The organism is Streptomyces sp. NPDC005435 (assembly GCF_040703155.1).
Taxonomy (GTDB): domain Bacteria; phylum Actinomycetota; class Actinomycetes; order Streptomycetales; family Streptomycetaceae; genus Streptomyces.
This window is the reverse complement of the sequence record NZ_JBEXEQ010000007.1, coordinates 220,953-245,418: the sequence shown is the minus strand read 5'-3', so window position 1 is coordinate 245,418 and position 24,466 is coordinate 220,953. Positions and strand designations below refer to the sequence as shown.

Below are 24,466 nucleotides of genomic sequence, written 5' to 3'. Positions count from 1 at the left end.
GGTCACCAGCCCAGGAGTGAGAAGGGGTCGTGGCCGGGGCCGGCGGCGTCCGCGGTGCCGGTCGGCTTGTGACCGGTGGGCAGTGTGATCCACAGGTGGCGGACGATGCGGTCGCTGAAGACGGTGCCGGCTTTGAGGTCATAGGTGTCGGGAACGTCGGAGATGCTGACGTCGCCGGCGGGATCTTCGACGGTGGCTTCGAGTGTCACGGTCGGTGTGCGGATGCGGGCGCGGTGGTGCGCGGCCGCCTGCCAGGCCACCTCTTGCAGCGCGGAGGGCAGGTCGGTCGCCGGGACCAGGCCGAGGCTGACCGGGCCGGCCGGGGGACAGGAACGGCGGCCCAGGGACAGCGGGAAGACCGGGTTCCTGACGGCCGTCTCGAGGTCTTCGAGCAGGGAGGCGGGCCCCTGCAGGGCGGCGGTGAAGACCGCGTCCTGCAGGTAGGAGCGCTGGGTGACCCCGGTGTACTTCTTCGCGCTGTTCCGCTTCTGCACGCCCTTGGCATCGACCTCGGCGGAGGGCAGGAGCACGCCACGGTGGTCACTGACGGTGTGGTAGTCGCGCAGCAGCGTGCCGGGCTGGTCGACCCGGACGCCCAGGCGCAGGCCGAGCAGATCGGTCAGGCCCGCTTCGCGCGGGCGTCCCTGAGCCGCGGCAAGGAGACCGAGAACGCCGGACTTCGTGGGCTGGGCGCGGGTGTCGCGCCGGTTGTAGCGGGAGGCGCCACCCCAGGACTGCAGGGGGGCGGCCAGCCGCAGCAGGAGCACGGCTCGGTCGGTCATCACTTCGCGACTTCCGCGGTGTTGGTGCGCTGGGCGGGGACGGTGCCCTGGTCGAGCCAGGCGCCGACCAGTTCACCGAGCGTGTCGAGGAGGGCCGGGAAGGGCATGGAGGGGCCGAAGCTCGCCTCGATCTTGTCCGGGTTCAGGGCGTACGTGGCCAGCTTCTGCGTGGGGGCGTTGCCCCAGGTGGCGGCGACGGACCGCAGTTCCTCGGCCAAGGCCACGGCGGAGTCGCCGGCCAGGCCCTGCTGGCCGGTGACGGGCTCTTCGAAGGCGGAGACGAGGTTGACCGGCTGGTCGGTGCGGACGGTGATCAGAACCAGCTGAGGCAGGGTTCGGTGGGCGAAGGTGTTCTGGTGACCGGTGGGCATGGACCGGGTGAAGGCGTCGACGAACCGGACGGCGGCCTCGCGGGCGGCGTCGGCCGAGGTGAGGTTGTCGCGCAGCTGGTGCACGCCCAGGATGGCGTAACGGTAGAGAGTGGAGGAGTTGAACTCCACGGTGCCGATCATCCCGGCGCCGGTGTCGTCGGTGTTCTCGTCGTCGACGGCCGTGTAGTAGTCGAATTCGGTCCTGACGGCGTGAGTGGACAGGGCGTGGGCGACCTGGACGGCGGCGTCGACGTTGAGTTCCTTCAGGTCGGCGACCATGCGGCCGAACAGGGCGACCTCGGCCGGGTGCCCGGTGGACAGGGCGGAGACGACGTCGAGCTGCTTGATCTCGGCCTCGAGCTCGTTGTCGGCGAGGGCGGCGAGTTCCGCGGCCCGGTCGCCGAGGAGGGCGATGAGGGAGTCGAGCTGTCGCTTGCCGAAGAACAGCAGATAGGCGGACTGTTCTTCCTTCTTGGAGGACTTCTTGATGCCCAGGGGCTCCAGCAGGGCGCCGGCCAGCCGGTTCGCCTGCGCCGTTTCGAGCCCGGCACCGCCGGCGGCGGCCGGTGCGGCCAGGCGCTGGGAGAGCAGGGCGGCGATCCGCTTGGTGCGGGTGGCCCGGTCGGCGGGCGCCTCGCCCTTGGCGAACTCGATCCGGGTGGCGCGCTTCCAGGCCTGTGACGACACCCGGGCGCGCCGGGCCCCGCCGTAGACGGCCTGCTTGGGCGTGCCGGAGTCGTCGCGGTTGATGTTCGACGGCGGGAGGCTCTGCAGGATGTGGACCTCGACGAAGAGGGTGGGCTCGGTCATGGTGCGGCTCCTTGGAAGATGAGCGCCACAAGGGAAGCGGGCGGCCGGCCACGCGCTTGCGCACCGGATGTCGGGGACGCCGGTGCCGTGGCGGGGGCTGTGCCGGGTGGCGTGAATGGATGTGCGGTGGTGCGGTGCCGGTGTCAGGCGGCAGGGTCTTTGCGGTGGAAGTCGCGGTCCCACATGCTGCGCAGCCCAGGCTGCGCGTCGGGCCGTTGCGGGTCGTCCCAGTTGCGCAGGGCACGGCGCAGCAGGTCGTAGTCGAGACCGATTCCGGCCTTGCGCAGAAGGGGCACCAGACTGCGCAGATGGTGCGCGAGTTCACCCGCGTCCGCGGAGGTGAGCAGAATGCCGAGCCGTTCCTCCAGTGCTGCCTGGCCGACGCCGTCGCCCTGTGCGAGGAGGAGCCGGCAGGCGGCGCCGGGGCTGACCCCGGGCGTGTGCACGGACTGCCGACGGCCCTGCTGGTGGAGGCCGAACAGCGAGAGCGCGGCGTGTTCGGCGGTCAGGGCACGGGTGAGGGCGCCGCGGACCCGCAGGTCGCTGCCCATCGTGGTGCGGTAGAAGCCCCACATGGCCGGAACGGTCCCGGCTTCCTCGCCCAGCCCGGCGCGCAGGGCGGCCAGATCGGCTCCCGCGTCCGCGCCAGCCGGGTCGAAGCCGTCCCAGAACCCCGGCTGGACTTTCTTCGCACCGGGGATGCCCTGCCCGTTGGCGTCCGCCGGCTTGGTGAACTGCAGACCCCAGGCGCGCAGTACCCGCCCATGGCGAGGGGTGAGCCAGTCGCACAGGTCACGGTGAAGCCGCGTGTAGTCCAGGCCGATTCCGGCCTGGCGCAGCAGCGGGACCAAGGCGCGGACATGGTGCACCAGTTCGTCGAGGTCCACGGCCGTCGCGGCGGCCGTGAGCCGGCGTGTTTCCGGCCCGTCCGCCTGCCGCTCTGCTCGGTGTTGAGTAGGCGCCGACGTCTGGTGCCCTGGTGTGCGCGCAGGGCCCGGCAGGCTGTTCCCAGTCCCAGTCCGGGGTGGTGGACGGGTTGGGGCGCACCTTGCTGGTGGAGACCGAAGAGCGTGAGCGCCGCATGTTCGGCCTGGTAGGAGCGGGGCAGACGATCGCTGCCGCGCGCCGCGTCGGTGAGTTCCACTCGGTGCAGGTAACGCATCCCCGCCACAGTGCCCGGTTCGGCTCCCAGACCCTCGCGCAGTGCGCGCAGGTGCCGCGCCGGGGCCGGTACCCCTGTGCCTTGCGACGCTTTGCGGGGTTCGTGCCACTCTGCGGTGACTTCCTCCCAGTAGTAGGGGCGGCGGTGGGGGCCGGGTCCGAGGGATGCTTGAGTCATGCGGTTTCTCCCCCCAGGGCTGCCGTTTCGCTGACGCGGGGGAGGATCTCGTTGAGCCTGGTGTAGAAGGCACCGGCCGCCTTGCCGCTGCGGAACACAACCTCCTTGCCGTTGATCTTCTCGGTGCGTCCGATGACGGCCCGCGGCGGAACGGCGGCCATCAATGCGTCCGCCTCCTGGCGGGCGGCGCGGTGCAGCGTGATCTCCCAGGCTTGCTGGGCCTGCTCCAGCAGGTCGTAGTCGTCACCGATGGTCCGCAGCCCGGCCAGCAGACGCCGCATCCGGTCGTCGACGGTGTGCAGGAGCCGGGCCGAGGGCCTTTCGCCCTTGTCCCGGGGCAGCGGCGCCCCGCCGGCGGCGCGCCGTAGATCGCTGAGCAGGGAGTCCAGTGCCTTCGCCACACGGTCCGCCTGATCGACGCACTCCAGAACAGCCCGGCGCAGCCAGTCGTCGTCGGCGAGGAGGGAGGCAACGGGAAGCGGCAAACTGTCGGCGATGGCGTTCTCCACCACGGCGGACTGGTTGCCGTACTCGAGGCCGCAGGTCTCCACCCCGAGGGGGAAGCCCGGCGGCAGGCACTCGTCGGCTTGCAGGTCGCTGATCTGGCGCAGCAGCGCGGAGGTGTACGGGCCGTCGCCCTCCACCGGGACCGACAGGGACAGCAGAGCCCCCAGACCCTGCCACGCCGCACGTCCCGAGGTATGGCGGCGGGGCCGGCGTGCGGGCTGTCCCGCCTTGGGCTTGGCGGTGTGATTCCAGGCGGTGTGCAGTTCATGCTCCGACCACGTCGTGAGCCGGTCACCGGCGCAGACGACGACCTGCCGCACTCGCACACCCCGCTCCGTGAGGGTCGGGACGAGCCGGATACGGCGTGACTGGAACGTGCACAGGTCGAGCAGCCCCGCGGCGGGACGCGCCGACCACGAGGGCGTCGCCGGTGACTTCGCCCCCGACGAGGCCGGACGCTCGTCCCAGGCCCACTGCGGCCGGTCGCTGTCGGGCAGACCGTCGGGCCAGTACGGTGTGTTCAGCAGCAGCGTCTCGTACAGGGTGCTGCCGGTCGGGACGATCACCCCGAACTGCCCCAGAGGGCCGGTCGGGTTGCCGGTTGTCTTTCCGCTCTTCGCCTGCTCGTCGCCCACGGCGCCCGTCTTGATCGCCGCTGTGTCCCAGCAGTGTGCGTGCAGCAGCCACAGCACGGCGTGGGCGGGGGAGAGGTCAAGGTGGTCGGCTTCGCTCAGTGCGCTGAACAGCGGCACGTTGTTCCCCGACGCCGTCGACGGCACGAGCAGAGCCGATGTCTTCGTCCGTCCGTTGAGTGCGGTCAGTCCCGCGACCTGGGCGAACGGCCGTTCCGAGAAGGTCCGGAACCGGTCCGCGTAACGCGACTCGAGATAATCGGAGATCTCCTCCTTCTCCGCGTCGCTGAAGGCTCCTCGTGCCATCCGCTCGGCCCACTGGGCGCGCGACCTCGGCGGCCCCAGTGCATCCCACATGACGGGCAGCAGGAGTTGCCGCAGCACGGCGGGGAGCATCGTCGGTACCGGCAGATCGAGTCGTCGGATCGTGTGCGAGCCGGTCAGGGCGTCCAGAATGCCCACGCCGAGGCGTTCGCCCTCCAGCCCGACGGCGGAAAGCCAGCGTTGTCGGACCAGGTCGTCCTCATGCTGTTCCATGATCTATCCCCCTTGGTGTGCCGTCCGATCTCCCCCCGGAGACCACAAGCGGAAGCACGTAACTCATATGCCGCAAGGCCTGGTTGGGTGCCACTTGTCGGCTTGGTCAAGCCTGCATGCAAGGTTTGTTACTTACAAGTAAATCTGAATGATTCATGGAGATTCCTTGAAGGCTCCGTGTGGAGGAGGTGGAGTGCGTACACTCGCGCTCTGGGGTGCATCTGGTCCCGGCTGAGGCTGGGGTGTTCCTGTTTGTTACTTCGCGTAGTCCCCGCAGTCGCGGGGGTGGGGGCATGGCCCGAGACGGCGTTCTCGTCATCCCCGCTCCTCCTCCAGTCCGAGCTCCTGGTGGTAGGAGAGCCGGGACTTGCCCAGTTGTGCGTATCCCTCCTCCAGGACCAGTGCGCGCGCGTAGCGCAGCCAGGGGTGCGCTGCCCAACCGGACAGCGGCTTCAGGGCTCGGCCGTCATTCGAAAGCGCGGCCGGAAGCCGGACGGATCCGGCCAGCAGCCGCTCGACCACGTCATCGACCACGACCTCGCCGTGCATGCCGAGCCGGGTGCCGTCCAGTGCCGTGAAGCCCGCCGGTCCACGGCATACCAGCACGACCTCGACGCCGCTGTCGCCGTCGCGGACAACGGCGTTGAGATCTTCCTCGGACTTCATGCGGTTACCCGCGTAGTGCAGACCCTCCAGGGTCGTCGTCCCCCACTCGCGGGGCCGCGTCAGCGCGAACTCCCGGGCCCGCTCGCGGCGTTGCTCCTCCTTCGCCTGCCAGGTGCGGAACGCGGCTTCCTCGTCCCAGCCCTCCGGGCACACCGGAGCCTCCCCGTACGCCCGTGCCACCAGGTCCGGCACAACCGCCGGGATGGGCCACACTCCTGAGCCCCGGCGTCCGTCCCCGGCTTTGGGATCGAGCGGCCCCGCAGCCTCTGCCACCAGAGCAGCCGCCCGCAGCAACGACCATCGACCGTAGATCCTTTCGGACGCCGGCAGGAACCGAGGACGCCCTCCCTGGGGCCCGGGGCTCACCCCGGTCACCAGGACCCTCGGCGCCGAATGCGAGGCGGGCCGACGGGTGCCGGCGTGCCGGTGCAGTCTGCCGATCCGCTGCAGCAGCAGGTCCACCGGGGCGAGATCCGTGATCAGCAGATCGGCATCGACGTCGAAGGACTGCTCGGCAAGCTGCGTGGCCACTACCACCATCCGCTCCGGCCGATCGGCACCGGCCTCCGGCCCCATCAGCCGCAGACACCGCTCCGTCCGCTCCGCGCGGTGACCGGTACTCAGACGTCCGTGCAGCAAGTGAAGCTGCCCGTCGAACTGCGTTTTGGTCAACTCTCTGTAGATGGCCTGAGCTCGGTCCACCTGATTGACGACCACCAGGACGACACCACCGTCCCGGACCGCTTCACGAGCCGCCGACGCGACGGCTGCACCCTCCTTGTCCGAGTCGGCAAGCCATTCGATATGCGTGTCCACCGGCTTGCGCCAGGCCGGAGTCGGCGTGCGGGAACTTTCCACGACCGGGCGGTTGTCCACGGCGAACGCCGACGTCACACAGGGATAGCCGGCCGGCGTCGGGACTGGCTCCTCGGTGTCAGCCTTTCCCAGCACCCCTGACAGGTAGGCATCGACGAACGCCTGCCGCTGCGCCGGCGGCAGCGTGGCCGACAACAGGACCACCGGCACACCCGCCTGTCCCAGCCACCGCAACGCTTCCAGCAGGAACTGCCGCATGTAGACATCGGCCGCGTGGACCTCGTCCACGATCACGACCTTGCCCGTCAGGCCCGCGAACCGCAGCATCACATGCCGCGTACGCGTCGCCGCGTACAGCAGGTGATCGACGGTGCCCACAGCGAACGGTGTCAACAGCCCGCGCTTGTTGCCCAGGAACCATACGGGCGGCCCCGCTCGCTCGGCGTCCTCCCGCACCTTGGCGTTGGGCTGCCAGCCGAAGTCGTCGTCCTCGTCGATGGCTCCGAAGTCGTCCCACACCGAGCCATCGGGCTGATCGGCCGTATCCGGTCGGCCCTCCCGCCAAATCTGCACCCATCGACGGTTGAAGCCCCGTTTGCCATGCAGGAGCGCCACCTGCGACTCCAGAGCCGGATCGAACGAGCGCACCCACTCCAGCACTTGCCCATACATCGGATCGCTCGTCGCCTGCGTCGGCATCGCCACGAACACGCCATTCAAGCCGAAACGAGCTGCCAGAATCTCTGCCGCGGCGAACGCCGCCTTGGTCTTGCCCTCACCCATCGGGGCCTCAGCCACCAACAGCTCCGGAACCGGCATCGACCAAGCCCGCTCCACCAGCTCCCCCTGTGACGCACGTGGGGAGACCCCCAGACGGTCCTCCAACGGCGCGAGCGCACGGTCCGGCATCACCAGATGTCCCCAGCCGGGTGTGAACCCAAGCTTGCTCCACGCCAGTTCGGCCCGGCGCATCGCGCCGGCGGGCGAGATCTCCCGCGCATCGGCCAGACCGGGGAAGGATGCGCTGTCGCTGGCGATCCAGTCCGCCATCACGATCAGCCCCGACAACGCCAACTGCTCCGCTTTCCGTAGCGCCGCAGCGGGTTTCACTTCAGCGAAAGCGTCAAAGCCGACAGCACGTGTGAACACATCCACCACGGTCTGTTGAGTCTCGGTCCACCCTGCTCCGCGCCCCAGCGCATCCGGATACGGCACTCGCAGCCCGCTCGCAGAAGGAAAGGCGCCGTGATGGCCCGCGACCAACGGCCACACCCAGGCGGCCGCCTCGTCATCAGCCCACTCCCGACGCATCCGGGCCCGCAGCATTGCGCCACCGGCCACGTCATGCCGCCATTTCCTGGTTTTCCCGGCCGGTAGCCTGCCCCAGGTCAGTCCGGCGGCGCGCACGGGAGCGGCCTCTTCCTCATCCAGCCCCTGGAAGGCGGGACACGCCTTGCCACAGTCATGAATCCCGCACACCCACATGAACCACGCCCGCCCCCGGCCGCGGCTGATCTCGTCCAGACGCCGCCGCAACGACGGCGACAGGTACCCATCCCACATCAGGGCCGCGACCGCCGCCGTGTCCAGCAGATGTCCCAGCAGCAGATGCGTTCGCCCCCCATTGAGCGCTGCCGACTTCCCCCACAACCGAGACACCCGCGCAACGGTCTCGTCCGATACCCCCATCGACCGCATCAGGTCCACCAGCGAACGCTCATCCATCACCGACCCCCTGACCAACCCCGTCCCCAACTGCCCAGCACCATAGACGCCGGGTCTGACAATCCAGGATGAGACGCCTCGCAGCGCCACACAGGTGAATGAAAACAGGCGGTCTTGCTAGCATCAGCGCAGTTCAGTAAGTGTCGTCCCCGCGCCTGCGGGGGTTGCTCGTACGGCGGATACGCGTACGGCTCGGACCCGAAGTCGTCCCCGCGCCTGCGGGGGTTGCTCGACTTCCCCCCGCCGGGGGAAGAGGCAGCGCTAGTCGTCCCCGCGCCTGCGGGGGTTGCTCTCCTCGTGCCGTTCACCCGAGCCGCGCACGAGCGTCGTCCCCGCGCCTGCGGGGGTTGCTCCGCCTTGTCCTGTGGCCGCCGTTCCGGCGCCCGGTCGTCCCCGCGCCTGCGGGGGTTGCTCGGCGACGACGTCGCCGATCGCGGCGGGCCGGCTGTCGTCCCCGCGTCTGCGGGGGTTGCTCGACCTATCAGAAGGATCTGTGGCGGCACGAGATGTCGTCCCCGCGCCTGCGGGGGTTGCTCTTGGAGACCACGTATTCCACGCCCGGAGAGACGGTCGTCCCCGCGCCTGCGGGGGTTGCTCCGGTCTCATCGTCACGGCCCTTGTCGCGCTCGGGTCGTCCCCGCGCCTGCGGGGGTTGCTCATTCGTCTGGCTGTATGACCACGCTGTAAAGCCGTTGTCCCCGCGCCTGCGGGGGTTGCTCGCTGGTCCAGCTCGGCGCACTGTTCGCGTGCGTGTCGTCCCCGCGCCTGCGGGGGTTGCTCGTTCATCGCGGGGATCGTCCACCACGACACCCGGTCGTCCCCGCGCCTGCGGGGGTTGCTCGGCTGTCAGGTTCACGGCGAACGGCGCCTCGAAGTCGTCCCCGCGCCTGCGGGGGTTGCTCCGTGCTCGGTTTCAGCACCGCAGCGAAACCGCCGTCGTCCCCGCGCCTGCGGGGGTTGCTCGCAGCGAGCCGACCGACTTCAGACCGACATGGAGTCGTCCCCGCGCCTGCGGGGGTTGCGAGGTTAACGCCGGGCGCAACCGCTGACCAGTACGTAGGTGATCGCCGCGAACAGCGTTTCATCAGCGTGGCCGGGTTACACCGCCCTGTGGCCGCACCCGTGACGGCGGGATCAACGGCTTCGCGATCTGCCACAACCCATCCGGAACAATCCAACTTCACGTACCCCGCCCCATGCCCAGACCAACGAGCGCCTCACCACGTAGGACATGGTCTTAGCAACTTGCTCTGGCCCTCTCGATCTCCTGGCGACTCATCAGGTAAGTCAGCATTCGGTCAGCATTGGATCGGAGCAGTCTTCCGTAGAGCTCCCGGTTGCAGGCTTCGCGGCAGCTTGCTGCTCACAGACCACGCAGGTGAGGAGCCTGCGTGCTACGACGCACGATGTTCTGGAAAGTCTTCGAGTCGAAGATATGTTGAGTACAGTGAACGCCGCCCTTGACCTGCACAAAGCAGGCAGGGAGCCGTCTTTCAGGAGTCAAGAATGCTGCGCACGATGTTCAAGTCCAAGATTCACCGCGCCACCGTCACCCAGGCCGACCTGCACTACGTGGGATCCGTGACGATCGACGCGGATCTGTTGGACGCGGCCGATCTGCTGCCCGGTGAGCTCGTGCACATCGTGGACATCACCAATGGGGCCCGGCTGGAGACGTACGTCATCGAGGGGGAGCGGGGGTCCGGGGTCATCGGGATCAATGGGGCCGCGGCGCATCTCGTGCACCCCGGGGACCTGGTGATTCTGATCAGTTACGCGCAGGTGGACGACGCCGAGGCGCGGGCGCTGAAGCCGCAGGTCGTGCACGTCGACGGGGAGAACCGGATCGTCGCCCTCGGGGCCGATCCGTCGGAGCCGGTGCCGGGGTCGGACCAGGAGCGCAGCCCGCAGGCTGTTTCGGCCTGAGTCTTGGCGGGGGCCGGGGAGTGGGGCCGGGGTGATCGGGTAGTCGGGTGGTGGTTCCGTGGCCACCAGGTCCGGGACCGTCCGGAGGACAGTCATGACCCAGCCGAACCCCGACCCCGTACCCCCGGCCCCGCCGCCCGGTCCGGGGCCCACGCCGCCGGATCCGTACCCGAGTCCGGTACCGACCCCGGAGCCCGGGCCCGAGCCGCCGCCGCCGGGGCCGACCCCGCCGTCCCCGGTACCGCCAGGTCCTGAGCCGACCCCGCCGTCCCCGGTGCCACCAGGCCCGTCACCCACTCCGCCGTCCCCGGTGCCGCCCGTGCCCCCGAGCCCCGAGCCGGTCCCGCCGCCGTCCCCCGTGCCGCCGGGGCCCTCCCCGTCGCCGATTCCGCCAGGCCCCGAGCCCGTACCGAACCCGGAGCCGGGCCCGCCCCTCACGCCGGAGGAGTGAGGAGGGAGGAGGGAGGAGTAGGGGGTGGGGGGTGAGGGGTCCGGGCGCGGGCCAGTTCCTTCCGGTTCCGACCCGCACCCGGCCGACCTCGGACCCGGCCCACCCTGGACCCGGCCCGCCTCGGACCGGCTCGCCTAGGCCCCGGCCCGCCTCGGCCCGGCTCACCCTGGACCCGGCCCGCCTCGGACCGGCTCACCTAGGCCCCGGCCCGCCTCGGACCCGGTTCACCCCGGACCCGGTTCACCTCGCCCCAGGTTCACCTCGGACCGGTAGGACCCGGCCCGCCTCGGACCGGCTCGCCTAGGCCCCGGCCCGCCTCGGCCCGGCTCACCCTGGACCCGGCCCGCCTCGGACCGGCTCACCTAGGCCCCGGCCCGCCTCGGACCCGGTTCACCCCGGACCCGGTTCACCTCGCCCCAGGTTCACCTCGGACCGGTAGGACCCGGCCCACCTCGGACCGGGCCACCTAGGCCCCGGCCCACCCCGGACTCGGCCCACCTAGGACCCGGCTGACCTCGGACCCGGCCCACCTCGGACCAGCTCACCTAGGCCCCGAGACCATCCCGGCCCCGGCCCACCCCGCCCCGAAGAGAGCGACGCGACCTCCGCAGCTCCCGCCGCCTCCGCCCGCCGCCACCCCCTCCAGGCTCCGGACGACCTCACCTACCCCCTACGCCCGGACCTCCTACCCCCTACGCCCGAACCTCCGCCCGGTCCCCACCCCACAGCGTGTGGAACGACCCGTCCTTGTCCACCCGCCGATACGTGTGCGCACCGAAGTAGTCCCGCTGTCCCTGCGTCAGAGCCGCCGGCAGGCGGTCCGCGCGCAGGGCGTCGTAGTAGGCGAGGGCCGCCGCGAAGCCGGGGGCGGGGACGCCCTGGCGGGTGGCGGCGATGAGGACGTCGCGCCAGTCGTCCTGGGCCTCGGCGATCTCGCGGGCGAAGGTCTCGTCCGACAGGAGGGACGGCAGGTCGGGGCGGGCGTCGTAGGCGGCGCGGATGCGGTCGAGGAAGGCCGCGCGGATGATGCAGCCGCCGCGCCAGATGGCGGCGACCTCGCCGAGGTCGATGTCCCAGTCGTACTCGGCGCTGCCCGCCGCGATCTCGTGGAAGCCCTGGGTGTACGAGACGATCTTGGAGGCGTACAGCGCCTGCTCCACCTTGTCGGCGAAGGCGGCGGCCTCCTCCTTGCTCAGCGGGGTGGGCGTCGGGCCGGCCAGGTCGCGCGAGGCCTCGCGCAGTGCCGCGTGGCCGGAGAGCGAGCGGGCGAAGACCGCCTCCGCGATGCCCGAGACCGGGACGCCGAGATCGAGGGCGATCTGGACCGTCCAGCGGCCGGTGCCCTTCTGCTCGGCCTGGTCGACCACCACGTCCACGAACGGCTTGCCGGTCTCGGCGTCCACGTGGGACAGCACCTCGGCGGTGATCTCGATCAGGTAGGAGTCCAGGCGGCCCCGGTTCCAGGTGCGGAAGATGTCCGCGATCTCGGCGGGGGAGTACCCGGCGACGTCGCGCAGGAGCTGGTACGCCTCACCGATCAGCTGCATGTCGGCGTACTCGATGCCGTTGTGCACCATCTTCACGAAGTGCCCGGCGCCGTCGGGGCCCACGTGCGTCACACAGGGCGCTCCGTCGTCCGCCTTGGCGGAGATCTTCTCCAGCATCGGGCCCAGCGAGTCGTACGACTCCACCGAGCCGCCCGGCATGATGCTCGGGCCGTTGAGCGCGCCCTCCTCGCCGCCGGAGATGCCCGTGCCGACGAAGTGGATGCCCTGCTCGCGCAGTTCCCGCTCCCGGCGCCGGGTGTCGGCGAAGTGCGCGTTGCCACCGTCGATGATCATGTCGCCGGGCTCCAGGAGCGGCGCGAACTCCTCGATCACCGCGTCCGTCGGCTCACCGGCCTTCACCATGATGACCAGGCGGCGCGGGCGCTCCAGGGCCTCCACGAACTCCTTCGCGGTCTCGGCCGGGACGAACTCGCCCTCGCCGCCGAACTCCTCGACCAGCTCACGCGTCTTGGACGCCGTGCGGTTGTGCACGGCGACCGTGTAGCCGTTGCGCGCGAAGTTCCGGGCGAGGTTGCGGCCCATGACCGCGAGGCCGGTGACGCCGATCTGCGCTGAACTGCTCATACCGCCTGCTCCCTAGCTGCCATCGTGATGTGCGGCTCCGTCGGTGCGGGCCTCGCGGCCCATCCTGTCGCGCCGCCCCGGCGGACGCACATCCGGCCCGCCACGCATGTTTACGGACGGGAGGCGCCCCTCGGCTCAGTTCACGGGAGCGTAGGGCGAAATCCGCTGCCGAGGGCACCGCCGTGCCACGGCGGACGGCATCTTTCACTCCATCAGGAATCCAAACCTATGGGGCGAATCGGCCACCGACTTCGGCCGGATTCCCCTCTTGTCACGGCCTGTGCCCCGCACTTACTTTTGCCCCTCCTGGCACATGTCGAGGGGATTGCGGAGATGGCCGTACGCGGCCGGCATCGCCGGTATCAGCCCAGCAGGATCAACCGGGCCTCGCTCACCGTCACGGCGGGAGGCGCCGGACTCGCGATTCCGCTGGTCGCCGCCGGCACCGCCGACGCGGCCGCGCCCTCCACCTGGAACAAGGTCGCCGCCTGTGAGTCCAGCGGCAACTGGAGCATCAACACGGGCAACGGCTTCTACGGCGGGCTCCAGTTCACCCGCTCCACCTGGGAGGCGTACGGCGGCACCCGCTACGCCCCCCGCGCCGACCTGGCCACCCGCGAGCAGCAGATCGCCGTCGCCGAGAAGGTCCTCGACGGACAGGGGCCGGGCGCCTGGCCCGTCTGCTCGGTACGGGCGGGGCTCACCAGGGGCGGTACCCCGGACCGAGCACCGGACCGAGCGGCCCAAGCACCGGCCCACACCGAGGCCGCCCCGGCCCACACGCACCCCGCCACCCCGCACACCGGCAGCGCCCCCGCCCGCCCCGCGCGGAGCGCGACGGCGCACGACGTCAGCCCGCAGACCATCCCCCAGTCCCGCGCGGGCCGCGCCGAGATGTACACGGTCGTGCACGGCGACACCCTCTCCGGCATCGCCGACGAGCACGACGTACGCGGCGGCTGGCGCGGGCTGTACGCGGGCAACCGGCCGGCCATCGGCTCCGATCCCGATCTGATCCTGCCGGGGCAGCGGCTCAGCCTGCGGCCCGGCTCCGGGACGGCGCCCCGCACGACGACCCCGGAGAGCACGCCCGCGCGGAAGAAGACCGCTCCGGAACACAAGACGCCCGCGCACAAGGCCCCCCAGCACCAAGCGCCCCCGCACAATGCGCCCACACACACGGCCCCCGCCCACAAGACCTCCACCAGCGGGTTCACCGCCCCGGTCAGCGCCGCCATCGGCACCGGCTACCACGCGGGCGGCTCCCACTGGTCGAAGGGCTACCACACGGGCGTCGACTTCCTGGTGCCCACCGGCACCTCGGTCAAGGCGGCGGGCGCCGGGCACGTGGTGGCGGCCGGCTGGGGCGGGTCGTACGGCTACCAGGTGGTGATCCGGCACGCCGACGGCCGGTACACGCAGTACGCCCACCTCTCGGCGATCTCCGTACGGGCCGGGCAGAACGTGGCCATGGGCCAGCGCGTCGGCCGGTCCGGCGCGACCGGGAACGTGACGGGCCCGCATCTGCACTTCGAGGTGCGGACCGGACCCGGCTTCGGCTCGGACGTCGACCCGCTCGCCTTCCTGCGGGCACACGGCGTCAAGTTCTGAGCGCGGCCCGGCCGTCACGGCCGGGCCCGACGGGTCGTACGACGGTCACCCGAGGGGTCGTACGGCGGTCAGGCCGCGCGTCCCTCAGGTCCGCGAGCGGCGTCCACGCCCGGTACGAGCGTCTCGGCGCGCCGGGGTCCGGGCAGCAGCTTGACGGCGTCCGCCGGAAAATCCGCCGGCGGCAGCCCCTCGGCGGACGCCTCGGACAACTCGGCCCGCGCCGAGGGCACCCCCGCGTCCGCCTCCGGCCGCTCCGTGGTCAGCAGGATCAGGCCGCCCGCCGTCACCACCCCGCACGCCAGCGCGAGCATCGCGCCCGTCGTGCCGTGGCGGAACGACTCGCCGAACATCAGGATGCCGACGACGGCTGCCAGCACCGGGTTGACCACGGTCAGCGTGGCCAGCGGCGCGGCCAGCCCGCCGCCCCGGTAGGCCGCCTGGGAGAGCAGTACGCCCGCCGCCGAGAACGCGCCGATCAGCGCCAGCGAGGACAGGTCCGCGAGGCCGGGCCCGTCGCTCCAGCCGGCGGCGACCGTCTTCGTGAACACCGAGCCCATGCCGAAGGCCGTACCGGCGCCCGCCGCGAGGAACACCCCGCGCACCGCCGGGCTGCGGTGCGCGGCCCGGCCCGCCGCCATCAGCGCCACGACCACCCCGCCGGCCACCAGCGCGACGGCCGTGCGCCGGGCCGGGTCCAGGTTGTGCGCCTCGGCCGAGCCGACCAGCGCGAGCAGCCCCGCGAGCCCCGCCGTCGCCATGACCGCACCGCGCCAGGCCGCCGCCCCCGTCGCACGGCCCACGAACAGCACCGCCATCGGCAGCGCGAAGACGATGGTCAGCGCGCCCAGCGGCTGGACCAGGCTCAGCGGGCCGTAGGCGAGCGCGACGACGTGCAGCACGGCGCCGAGCCCGTTCAGCCCGAGCGCCGCCCACCAGCCGGCCCGGCGCAGCGGCAGGAACCGGGCGTCCGGGCAGGACACCGCGACCCGCTCCTGCGCGAGGGCGCCGCCCGCGTACGCCACGGCGGACACGAACGACAGCAGGACGGACAGCGCGAGGGCGCTCATGAACGGCTCCCCCGGAAAAGGGCCCCCTGGGCCCGGCGCGGCGCGCGGTCGGCTTCCATTGCACCCACATTGCCCGCTCCGGCGCCCCAAGTCGTCGTCCCTGAGCACGCGATGGGTCCTACTGCGGATGGAGTACGGAGATCATCCCCGAGACGGGTGACTTGGGCCGCCCTGCCCTGATGCCCACCCCTGATCCGGCCCTGATACAAGTGCGGACGTGGCCCTCGATCCCGACCTCATCGCACTGCGCCCGCTCGGCGGGTTCTTCGCCCTGCGCACGGTCCCGGAGGGTGCCCGTCCGCCGGGACAGCCTCTCACGGAGGTGTACGGGGCGGGCGGTCCCGGCGTTCAACGGGACGCCCAGGACGCCCCGGACGCTTTGGACACCCGCCTCGCCCTGGTCGGCGACCGCCTCCGCGTGACCGAGCCCCGCGTGCGCGCCTCCATCGCCCAGCAGGGCCTGGCCGCCCGGCTGTGGTCGCCCGCGCTGGCCTGCGCCGCGCTGTACGGCGAGGTCCCCGATCTGGGCCCGCTCCACTGGGACGCCACGGCGAGCGCCCCCGACGATCTCTGGCTCACCGCCGTACGCCCGCTGCCCGGAGACGCCCTCGCGGACACCGTCCTGAGCACCCACCTCGCACCCCTGGGGGACACTCTGAGAGCCCGCTGCGGGATCGCGTCCGGGCTGCTGTGGGGCAACGCGGCCTCGGCGCTCGCCGGAGCCGCCCGCCAACTCGACCACTGGGCACGGGCGAACGGCCGCCGGGACGTGGCCGAGCGCACCGCCGCCCTCACCGACGCCCTCTTCGCCCGGCCCCCGCTCCACGGCACCGGAGTGCGCGCCGGGACGGCGTTCCGGCGCCGCAGCTGCTGCCTCTACTACCGCGTCCCCGGCGGCGGGGTCTGCGGGGACTGCTGCTTCACACGCGCCCCGGGCTCTTCCCCGCGCGCCGCTTCTGGGTGACCATGAGGGAACCTGCCGCCGAGTCCAGGGGGTTGTCCGGTGCGAGTGGGACTGCTGACCCGGGAGTTCCCCCCGGACGTGTACGGCGGCGCGGGCGTCCATGTCGAGTTCCTGGCGCGGGAGTTGTCCCAGCTGGTGGACCTTGAGGTGCACTGCTGGGGCGAGGGCCGGGGCCCCGGCGTCGTACGCCACCGCCCCTGGCCCGCCCTGGACGGCGCCAACGACGCGCTGCGCACCTTCTCCGTGGACCTCGCCATGACGGCCGCCCTGGAGGGCCGCGACCTCGTCCACTCGCACACCTGGTACGCCAACCTCGCGGGCCATCTCGCCAAGCTGCTGTACGGTGTCCCGCACGTGGTGACCGCCCACTCGCTGGAGCCGCTGCGCCCCTGGAAGGCCGAGCAACTGGGCGGCGGTTACGCCCTGTCGGGCTGGGCCGAGCGCAGCGCGATCGAGGCGGCGGACGCCGTGGTCGCCGTCTCCGGCGCCATGCGCGACGACATCCTCGCGTGCTACCCGGCGCTCGACCCGGCCCGTGTCCATGTGATCCACAACGGCATCGACACCGGCCTGTACCGTCCCGACCTGGGCACAGAATCCCTGGTCCGCAACGGAGTTGACCCGGACCGGCCCTACGTCCTCTTCGTCGGCCGGATCACCCGCCAGAAGGGCGTGCCCCAACTGCTGGGCGCCGTACGGCAGATAGACCCCGACGTACAGGTGGTGCTCTGCGCGGGCGCCCCCGACACCCCGGAGATCGACCGGGAGTTCCGCGAGCTGTACCAAGAGGTGAGCGCGGAGCGCGCGGGCGTGCTGTGGATCCCGCAGATGCTGCCGCGCACCGAGGTCATCCAACTCCTCACCCACGCGGCCGTGTTCGTCTGCCCGTCGGTCTACGAGCCGCTGGGCATCGTCAATCTGGAGGCGATGGCCTGCGGCACCCCCGTGGTCGCCTCCCGGACCGGCGGCATCCCGGAGGTCGTCGACGACGGGCGCACGGGTCTGCTGGTCGACGTGGACGGGGAGTTCGAGACGAACCTCGCCCGCGCCCTGGACACGGTGCTCGCCGATCCGGCGGCGGCCGCCCGCATGGGCGAGGCCGGACGGGTGCGCGCCACAACGGAGTTCGGCTGGGACGCGGTGGCCCGGCGCACGGCCGCGCTGTACGGGGAGATCCTCGCGCAGGCTTAGTCCCCCCGGGTCGGGGGCATCCATGGGTTCATCCACGGTGAGGGGAGTGGCCATGCGGCGAGGGGGACCTTCGGTACTCGGGATCGTGCTGGCGGGCGGCGAGGGCAAGCGCCTGATGCCGCTCACCACGGACCGCGCGAAACCGGCGGTCACCTTCGGCGGCACCTACCGGCTGGTCGACTTCGTGCTGTCCAACCTGGTCAACGCCGACGTGCTGCGCATCTGCGTGCTCACGCAGTACAAGTCGCACTCGCTGGACCGGCACGTCACCACCACCTGGCGGATGTCGAGCCTGCTCGGCAACTACGTCACCCCGGTCCCGGCACAGCAGCGGCTCGGCCCGCGCTGGTACCTGGGCAGCGCCGACGCGCTCCTGCAGTCGCTGAACCTGGTCCACGACGAACAGCCCGAGTACGTCGCGGTGTTCGGCGCCGACCACGTCTACCGCATGGACCCCCGGCAGATGCTCCGGCAGCACATCGAGGGCGGCGCCGGCGTCACGGTGGCCGGCATCCGGGTGCCCCGGGCGGAGTCCTCGTCCTTCGGCGTGATCACCCCGGGCTCGGACGGCCGTACGGTCCAGCGCTTCCTGGAGAAGCCCGCCGACCCGCCGGGCCTCGCCGACGACCCGGCCTCGGTGTTCGCCTCCATGGGCAACTACATCTTCACCACCAAGGTCCTCATCGAGGCGCTCCAGCGGGACGCCGAGGACGAGGAGTCGGTGCACGACATGGGCGGCTCGATCCTGCCCCAGCTCACCGGCCGGGGCGAGGCCCAGCTCTACGACTTCGGCGACAACCACGTGCCCGGCGAGACCAGCCGCGACCAGGGCTACTGGCGCGACGTGGGCACCCTCGACGCCTACTACGACGCCCACATGGACCTGATCGCCGAGCGCCCGGCGTTCAACCTCTACAACCGCCAGTGGCCCATCTACACCCACTCGGGCCAGCTCTCCCCGGCCCGCTTCAACGCGGGCGGCATCGCGAGCGAGTCCATCATCAGCGCGGGCTGCCTGATCAAGGGCCAGGTCACCCGCTCGGTGCTGTCGCCGGGGGTACGGATCGACCCGGGCGCGGTCGTCCAGGGCTCGGTGCTGCACGACAACGTGCGCGTCGGGCGGGGCGCGGTGGTGCGGGGCGCCGTACTGGACAAGAACGTGGAGGTACCGCCCGGCGCGACCATCGGCGTCAACCCGGAGCGGGACGCCGAGCTGTACACCGTGTCGAAGGGCGGGGTCATCGCGCTGGGGAAGGGGCAGTTGGTGTCCTGACCCCCGCCCGGGGCGCGGCCGCCGTCAGGGCCGGTTTCGCGACGCGCCGACACATTCCGCCCGGGATGCCCGGGTTCACGTCGTCCGACCCGCACGATGCAGGCAACGACGTCGAACCCCGAAAGGCCATCCATGAGACGGACCCGGCGCACCCGGCTGTGCCTGGCCGGAGTGCTGGCAGCGTCGGCGCTGGTCGCGAACCCCACCGAGAGCCCCGCCGCGGACGCCACCACGGGCGCCACGGCAGGGGGCGCCCCGGCGCGGGCCGACGGCCCCCTCACCGACCTCGTCAACCCCTTCATCGGAAGCCGGAACGAGGGCAACACCTTCCCCGGCGCCACCGTGCCCTTCGGCATGGTCCAGCTCTCCCCGGACACCGGCCACAGCACCGGCTACGACTACGGACAGACCCGCATCCGGGGCTTCTCGCTGGTCCATCTCTCCGGCGTAGGCTGCAGGATCGGCGGCGACCTGCCCGTCCTGCCCACCACCGGCGACGTGACCACCACCGACTACGCCCGCTACGCCGCGAAGTTCAGCCACGACGACGAGGAGGCGAGCCCCGGCTACTACCGCGTCGGCCTCGGCTCCGGCATCCGCGCCGAGCTGACCGCGACCGCCCGCACCGGCGTCCAGCGCTACACCTTCCCGGCCACCACCAAGGCCAACGTCCTGCTCAACGCGGCCCAGTCGCTGCACAAGCCGGGCGGGAGCGAGGTCGAGATCCTGGACGACCGCACCGTGCGCACCCGGATCGGCGGCCACGGCTTCTGCCGCGACACCGGGCCGTACACCGTCTACACGGTCACCCGCTTCAGCCGCCCCTTCACCGCCCACGGCACCTGGACCGGCTCCACGGTCACCGACGGCGCGCGGACCGGGACGGGCGGGGCGTACGTACGGTTCGACACCACGCGAGACCGCACCGTCGAGGCGACCACCGCCCTGTCGTACGTCGACGCGCGCGGCGCGGCCCTCAACCTCCGTGCGGAGGGCGGCCGTTCCTTTGACAGCGTGCGGCAGCGGGCCCGCGCGGAGTGGGAGCGGCGGCTCGGCACCGTCCGGGCCGGCGGCGGCACGGACACCCTGCGCCGCACCTTCTACTCCTCCCTCTACCGCTCGTTCCTCGCGCCGAACATCGGCAACGACGCCGACGGCCGCTACACCGGCTGGGACCAGAAGCCCCACCGCGCCGACGGCTTCACCTACTACCAGAACTGGTCCCTGTGGGACACCTACCGCACCCAGGCCCAGCTCCTCGCCCTCCTCGCGCCGCGCGAGGCCCGTGACATGGCGCGCTCGGTCGTCCGCGTCGACGAGGACGGCGGCTGGCTGCCCAAGTGGGGTTACGGCACGGTCGAGACGAACATCATGACCGGCGACCCGGTCACCCCGTTCCTCACCACCGCCTACCACATGGGCCTGCTGAAGGGCTTCGAGGAGCGGGCCTACGAGGCGCTGAAGAAGAACGCCGACGGCGTGCCCCCGGCCGCCTACCCGGGCGTCGGCCGCGAGGCGAACAAGGAGTACCTGGCGAACGGCTTCGCGCCGTACGTCCAGGGCCGCCCCTACGCCAAGCTGGGCGACTCCGACTACCACTTCGGCGCCTCCGTGACCCTGGAGTACGCCCTCGCCGACGCCATGCTGGCCCAGATGGCGCGCGGCCTCGGCCACGCGCAGGACGCGGCCCGCTACGCCGCCCGCGCCCGGAACTACCGCAACGTCTTCGACCCCTCGACCGGCTTCTTCCGCGCCCGCGACGCCTCCGGCGCCTTCACCGGACCCGCCGACCCGGCCCGGGGCACCGGCTTCCACGAGGGCACGGCGTGGCAGTACCAGTGGCTCGTACCGCAGGACCTGCCCGGCATGATCGGCCTCATCGGCGGCCCGGCGGCGGCCGGACAGCGCCTGGACTCCTTCTTCGCCTACGACCGGCTCCTCGCCGACCCCGAGGGCACCGCCCGCGAGGTGTGGGTGCACGGCGATCCGTACGACTACTACAACGCCGCCACCTACAACCCGCAGAACGAGCCCGACCTGATCGCCCCCTACACCTATCTCTCCACGGGCCAGCCCTGGAAGACCACCGACGTGGTGCACGCCGCGCTGACCCTCTTCACCGACACCCCGGCCGGGATGACCGGCAACGACGACCTCGGCACGATGTCCGCCTGGATGGTCCTCTCCTCGATCGGGATCTTCCCTGTCCAGCCGGGCTACGACACCTGGGGCCTGTCCACCCCCGTCTTCGACCGCGTGGACCTCGCCCTGGACCGCCGCTACTGGCCGCGGGGCGCCCTCACCGTCACCGCGCCGGGCACCTCGGCCGACGCCCGGTACGTCCAGGGCGTCCGCCGGGACGGCACCGCACTGCGGCGGACCTGGCTGACGACGGGCGCCCTGCGCTCCCTGCGCACGCTGGCGTTCACGGTCGGCCCGCGCCCGTCCGAGTGGGGCACGGAGCCCGGGGCCGCGCCCCCGGTACTGAGATGACCTCATGGTCTGACGAGTCCCGCCCCCTCCCCGGGGGCGAGACTTTATCTGCTGTTAACTGAGCGTAACGTGATCGCACTTGACCGTAATCGGGGTTCGGGGATTGACTGCACACAACCACCCGTCGACGACGCGAGGCACGCCCTTGACTTCCGACCCGCTCGCTCCCCTCGACCTCGCCTTCTGGAACATGGAGTCCGACCGGCACCCGATGCACCTGGGCGCCCTCGGGATCTTCGCCACGCACTCGCCGGCCGCGGGCGCGCACGCCGCCGACCTGCTGGCCGCGCGCGCCGCCGCCGTGCCCGGGCTGCGGATGCGCATCCGCGACGTGTGGCAGCCCCTCGCCTTCGGCGGCGCCACCCGCGAGGAGGTCCCGGACTTCGACCCCCTCGACCACGTACGGCTGCACGCCCCGACCGCCGACTTCCACGCCATGGCGGGACGGCTCATGCAGCGCCCGCTCGGGCGCGGGCGGCCGCCGTGGGAGGCGCACGTACTGCCCGGCGAGGACGGTGTGTCCTTCGCCGTGCTGTTCAAGTTCCACCACGCCCTCGCCGACGGCCTGCGCGCGCTGAAGCTCGCGGCCGGCCTCCTCGACCCCGTCGAGCTGCCCGAGCGCGCCCCGCGCCCCGCCGAGCCGCCGCGCGGGCTGCTCTCCGAGGTGCGCGCGCTGCCCGGACGCGTCCCGGGGCTGGTCAGGGACGCCCTGTCCGACGTGGGCCGGGCCCTGGACATCGGCGCCTCGCTGGCCCGCTCCACCCTCGGGATGCGGCCCACCCCCGCGCTGACCTCCGCGCCCAGCGGCACCCGCCGGATCGCCGGGGCCGTGCTCGACATCGACGACGTGCACCGTATCCGCAAGAGCGTCGGCGGCACCGTCAACGACGTACTGATCGCCGTCGTCGCCGGAGCCCTGCGCCGCTGGCTGGACGAGCGCGGCGACGGCAGCGAGGGCGTCTCGCCGCGCGCCCTCATCCCCGTCTCCCGGCGCCGCCCGCGCACCGCCCACCCCCAGGGCAACCGGCTCTCCGGGTACTTGATACGGCTTCCCGTCGGCGACCCCGACCCCCTGGGCCGCCTGGACGCGGTGCGCACCGCGATGTTGCGCAACAAGGACGCGGGCCCGCACCGGGGCGCCGGCGCCGTCGCCCTGCTCGCGGACCATGTGCCCGCGCTCGGGCACCGGCTCGGCGGTCCGCTGGTCGGCCAGGCCGCCCGGCTCTGGTTCGACATCCTCGTCACCAGCGTGCCCCTGCCCGGCATCGGCCTGAAGCTCGGCGGCCACCAGCTCACGGAGGTCTATCCGCTCGCCCCGCTGGCCCCCGGCCAGTCCCTCGCGGTCGCCATCTCGACCTACCGGGGACGCGTCCACTACGGCCTCGTCGCGGACGCCCGCGCGGTGCCCGACCTGGACGTACTGGCCCGCGCGCTCACGGCGGAGACGGCCGCGCTGACCGCCGCCTGCGAGGACTGCTGAGCGACGGCCCGCCAGGCTTGCCGATCACGGTCCGGGAGATATCGGTCACCGGCCCCGGTCCCGGGTTTGGTCCCGGGGCCGGGCGCTCCGTAAAATTCCCCGTTCGACAGCGTGCGCCATTCCGGGCGCCGCTCGGCTGATCAGGGAAGCGGCAGCGCGATGACGGTGACAGAGGACGGCGCGGCGTCCATGGGCTCGGTGTCCACGGAGGCCGTCGACGAGGTGGTCCACGGACCCGGCATCGACCCGGAGCGCCTGGCCGTCTGCCTGAGCGTGCTGGAGGAGCTGGACCGGATCGACGTGGACCACCCCGACGCGATCGCGGTGCGCCGGGCCACCTCGCACATCTACCGCACGGTCAAGCAGCGCCGCCGCCAGGAGCGCCGCGCCGCCAAGACCGCGCACGACCGCGCCGTCACCGAGGCCACCGCCACCGGCTCCGCCGAGCGCATCGACGACGAGACCGAGGGCATCCTGCCCACCTCCAAGGTCGAGGCCGGCCGGATCGCGGGCATACTCCAGCGCCCGCGCTCCTGCTACACCTGCAAGACCCGTTACGTCGAGGTCGACTACTTCTACCACCAGCTCTGTCCCGACTGCGCCCGGCTCAACCGCGACAAGCGCGACGCCCGCGCCGACCTCACCGGCAAGCGCGCCCTGCTCACCGGCGGCCGCGCCAAGATCGGCATGTACATCGCGCTCCGGCTGCTGCGCGACGGCGCCCACACCACGATCACCACGCGCTTCCCCAAGGACGCCATCCGCCGCTTCAAGGCGATGGAGGACTCCGCGGACTGGATGCACCGCCTGGAGGTCGTCGGCATCGACCTGCGCGACCCCGCCCAGGCCGTGGCCCTCGCCGACCAGGTCGCCGACGCGGGCCCGCTGGACATCCTCGTCAACAACGCCACCCAGACCGTGCGCCGGCTGCCCTCCGCCTACGCCGCCCTGGTCGACGGCGAGAGCGCGCCGCTGCCCGCCGGCGAGCTGCCCGCCCACCACGTCATCGGCGCCTTCAACTCGGGCGCCGTGGACGGCCTGGCCGCGCTGCCCCTCGGCACCAGCGGCATCGAGGCCCAGAAGGTCGCCGACCTCGCCCTGGTCGCGGGCAACGCGAGCGTGGCCCGGCACCTGGACGGCACCGCCATCGACGCGGGCGGCCTGCTCCCCGACGTGGTCGACACCAACACCTGGGTGCAGACCATCGAGCAGATCTCCCCGGTGGAGCTGCTTGAGACCCAGCTGTGCAACTACACGGCACCGTTCATCCTGATCAGCAAGCTCCGCCCGGCGATGGCCGAGGCCGCGAAGAAGGCGGCGAGCGGACGGGCGTACGTCGTGAACGTCTCCGCCATGGAGGGCGTCTTCGCCCGTGGCTACAAGGGCGCGGGCCACCCGAACACCAACGCCGCCAAGGCCGCGATGAACATGGTGACGCGCACCAGCGGCCAGGAGATGTTCGACACCGACCGCATCCTGATGACCTCGGTCGACACCGGCTGGATCACCGACGAGCGCCCCCACTTCGACAAGCTCCGCCTCGCCGAGGAGGGCTTCCACGCCCCGCTCGACCTGGTCGACGGCGCCGCGCGTGTATACGACCCGATCGTGCGCGGCGAGCACGGCGACGACCTGTTCGGCGTCTTCATGAAGGACTACGCGCCCGGCAAGTGGTGAACCGCACCGGCACCGT

General features: G+C 71.9%; 15 protein-coding genes, 2 pseudogenes and 1 CRISPR repeat array. Of the genes and pseudogenes, 8 read left to right on the top strand and 9 right to left on the bottom strand.

What is annotated here, in order from left to right:
- Positions 1–2 precede the first annotated feature (2 nt).
- The 7 genes and pseudogenes from cas5e to AB0898_RS11520 form a co-directional block, all read right to left on the bottom strand.
- Positions 3–782 (bottom strand): type I-E CRISPR-associated protein Cas5/CasD, encoded by a 780-nt coding sequence (gene cas5e / locus AB0898_RS11550; RefSeq protein WP_366802670.1) that lies wholly within the window; start codon positions 780–782, stop codon positions 3–5.
- Positions 782–1,963: a type I-E CRISPR-associated protein Cas7/Cse4/CasC gene (gene cas7e, locus AB0898_RS11545; protein ID WP_366802669.1), complete on the bottom strand. Its 1,182-nt coding sequence runs from the start codon at positions 1,961–1,963 to the stop codon at positions 782–784. The genes cas5e and cas7e overlap by 1 nt, the downstream gene beginning before the upstream one ends.
- A gap of 143 nt (positions 1,964–2,106) precedes the next feature.
- Positions 2,107–2,850: a type I-E CRISPR-associated protein Cse2/CasB gene (casB, locus tag AB0898_RS11540; RefSeq protein ID WP_366802668.1), complete on the bottom strand. Its 744-nt coding sequence runs from the start codon at positions 2,848–2,850 to the stop codon at positions 2,107–2,109.
- Positions 2,851–2,969: 119 nt separating this feature from the next.
- Positions 2,970–3,302: pseudogene (locus AB0898_RS11535) on the bottom strand (type I-E CRISPR-associated protein Cse2/CasB); the annotation flags it as partial.
- The gene (gene casA, locus AB0898_RS11530; protein ID WP_366802667.1) at positions 3,299–4,978 is read right to left on the bottom strand and encodes a type I-E CRISPR-associated protein Cse1/CasA; all 1,680 of its coding nucleotides are present in this window, start codon (positions 4,976–4,978) and stop codon (positions 3,299–3,301) included. The pseudogene AB0898_RS11535 and the gene casA, both read right to left, overlap by 4 nt.
- A 315-nt stretch (positions 4,979–5,293) precedes the next feature.
- Complete coding sequence (gene cas3, locus AB0898_RS11525) at positions 5,294–8,185, bottom strand: CRISPR-associated helicase Cas3' (protein WP_366802666.1); 2,892 nt, start codon at positions 8,183–8,185, stop codon at positions 5,294–5,296.
- 142 nt (positions 8,186–8,327) lie between these two features.
- Positions 8,328–9,209: a CRISPR direct-repeat array (repeat unit 28 nt; unit sequence GTCGTCCCCGCGCCTGCGGGGGTTGCTC).
- Positions 9,210–9,214: 5 nt separating this feature from the next.
- Positions 9,215–9,359 (bottom strand): annotated as a pseudogene (locus tag AB0898_RS11520) (IS5/IS1182 family transposase); the annotation flags it as partial.
- Positions 9,360–9,691: 332 nt separating this feature from the next.
- On the opposite strand from AB0898_RS11520, the gene panD reads away from it, so the two are divergent.
- The gene (gene panD / locus AB0898_RS11515) at positions 9,692–10,111 is read left to right on the top strand and encodes an aspartate 1-decarboxylase (RefSeq protein WP_366802665.1); all 420 of its coding nucleotides are present in this window, start codon (positions 9,692–9,694) and stop codon (positions 10,109–10,111) included.
- Positions 10,112–11,254: 1,143 nt separating this feature from the next.
- Here panD and gndA read toward each other — a convergent pair.
- Positions 11,255–12,694 carry an NADP-dependent phosphogluconate dehydrogenase gene (gene gndA, locus AB0898_RS11510; RefSeq protein ID WP_366802664.1) on the bottom strand — a complete coding sequence of 480 codons (1,440 nt, stop codon included), beginning with the start codon at positions 12,692–12,694 and terminating at the stop codon, positions 11,255–11,257.
- Positions 12,695–13,027: 333 nt separating this feature from the next.
- On the opposite strand from gndA, the gene AB0898_RS11505 reads away from it, so the two are divergent.
- On the top strand, positions 13,028–14,305 hold the full coding sequence (locus tag AB0898_RS11505; protein ID WP_366802663.1) for a transglycosylase family protein: 1,278 nt from the start codon (positions 13,028–13,030) through the stop codon (positions 14,303–14,305).
- A gap of 68 nt (positions 14,306–14,373) precedes the next feature.
- On the opposite strand, the gene AB0898_RS11500 is transcribed toward AB0898_RS11505, so the two are convergent.
- Complete coding sequence (locus tag AB0898_RS11500; RefSeq protein WP_366802662.1) at positions 14,374–15,372, bottom strand: DMT family transporter; 999 nt, start codon at positions 15,370–15,372, stop codon at positions 14,374–14,376.
- Between the two features lie 217 nt (positions 15,373–15,589).
- Here AB0898_RS11500 and AB0898_RS11495 point away from each other — a divergent pair, with 217 nt between their 5' ends.
- The 6 genes from AB0898_RS11495 to AB0898_RS11470 all read left to right on the top strand — a co-directional run bounded on the left by AB0898_RS11495 (position 15,590) and on the right by AB0898_RS11470 (position 24,450).
- On the top strand, positions 15,590–16,336 hold the full coding sequence (locus AB0898_RS11495; RefSeq protein ID WP_366802660.1) for a (2Fe-2S)-binding protein: 747 nt from the start codon (positions 15,590–15,592) through the stop codon (positions 16,334–16,336).
- A gap of 39 nt (positions 16,337–16,375) precedes the next feature.
- Positions 16,376–17,527, top strand: coding sequence for a glycogen synthase (gene glgA / locus AB0898_RS11490; protein WP_366802659.1), 1,152 nt, complete (start codon positions 16,376–16,378; stop codon positions 17,525–17,527).
- A gap of 52 nt (positions 17,528–17,579) precedes the next feature.
- Positions 17,580–18,800, top strand: coding sequence for a glucose-1-phosphate adenylyltransferase (glgC, locus tag AB0898_RS11485; RefSeq protein WP_366802658.1), 1,221 nt, complete (start codon positions 17,580–17,582; stop codon positions 18,798–18,800).
- Between the two features lie 132 nt (positions 18,801–18,932).
- Positions 18,933–21,293 (top strand): GH92 family glycosyl hydrolase, encoded by a 2,361-nt coding sequence (locus AB0898_RS11480; RefSeq protein WP_366802657.1) that lies wholly within the window; start codon positions 18,933–18,935, stop codon positions 21,291–21,293.
- 145 nt (positions 21,294–21,438) lie between these two features.
- Positions 21,439–22,773, top strand: a complete 1,335-nt coding sequence (locus tag AB0898_RS11475) for a wax ester/triacylglycerol synthase family O-acyltransferase (protein WP_366802656.1) — start codon at positions 21,439–21,441, stop codon at positions 22,771–22,773.
- A gap of 159 nt (positions 22,774–22,932) precedes the next feature.
- Entirely contained in the window at positions 22,933–24,450 is a 1,518-nt protein-coding gene (locus AB0898_RS11470; protein WP_366802655.1) for an SDR family NAD(P)-dependent oxidoreductase, read from the top strand.
- The last annotated feature ends 16 nt before the right edge of the window (positions 24,451–24,466 follow it).

Bases quoted from the DNA above. Each gene is read 5' to 3' on its own strand.
- cas5e (WP_366802670.1), bottom strand. From the start codon at position 782: ATGACCGACCGAGCCGTGCTCCTGCTGCGGCTGGCCGCCCCCCTGCAG.
- cas7e (WP_366802669.1), bottom strand. From the start codon at position 1,963: ATGACCGAGCCCACCCTCTTCGTCGAGGTCCACATCCTGCAGAGCCTC.
- casA (WP_366802667.1), bottom strand. From the start codon at position 4,978: ATGGAACAGCATGAGGACGACCTGGTCCGACAACGCTGGCTTTCCGCC.
- cas3 (WP_366802666.1), bottom strand. From the start codon at position 8,185: ATGGATGAGCGTTCGCTGGTGGACCTGATGCGGTCGATGGGGGTATCG.
- panD (WP_366802665.1), top strand. From the start codon at position 9,692: ATGCTGCGCACGATGTTCAAGTCCAAGATTCACCGCGCCACCGTCACC.
- gndA (WP_366802664.1), bottom strand. From the start codon at position 12,694: ATGAGCAGTTCAGCGCAGATCGGCGTCACCGGCCTCGCGGTCATGGGC.
- AB0898_RS11505 (WP_366802663.1), top strand. From the start codon at position 13,028: ATGGCCGTACGCGGCCGGCATCGCCGGTATCAGCCCAGCAGGATCAAC.
- AB0898_RS11500 (WP_366802662.1), bottom strand. From the start codon at position 15,372: ATGAGCGCCCTCGCGCTGTCCGTCCTGCTGTCGTTCGTGTCCGCCGTG.
- glgC (WP_366802658.1), top strand. From the start codon at position 17,580: ATGCGGCGAGGGGGACCTTCGGTACTCGGGATCGTGCTGGCGGGCGGC.
- AB0898_RS11480 (WP_366802657.1), top strand. From the start codon at position 18,933: ATGAGACGGACCCGGCGCACCCGGCTGTGCCTGGCCGGAGTGCTGGCA.
- AB0898_RS11470 (WP_366802655.1), top strand. From the start codon at position 22,933: ATGACGGTGACAGAGGACGGCGCGGCGTCCATGGGCTCGGTGTCCACG.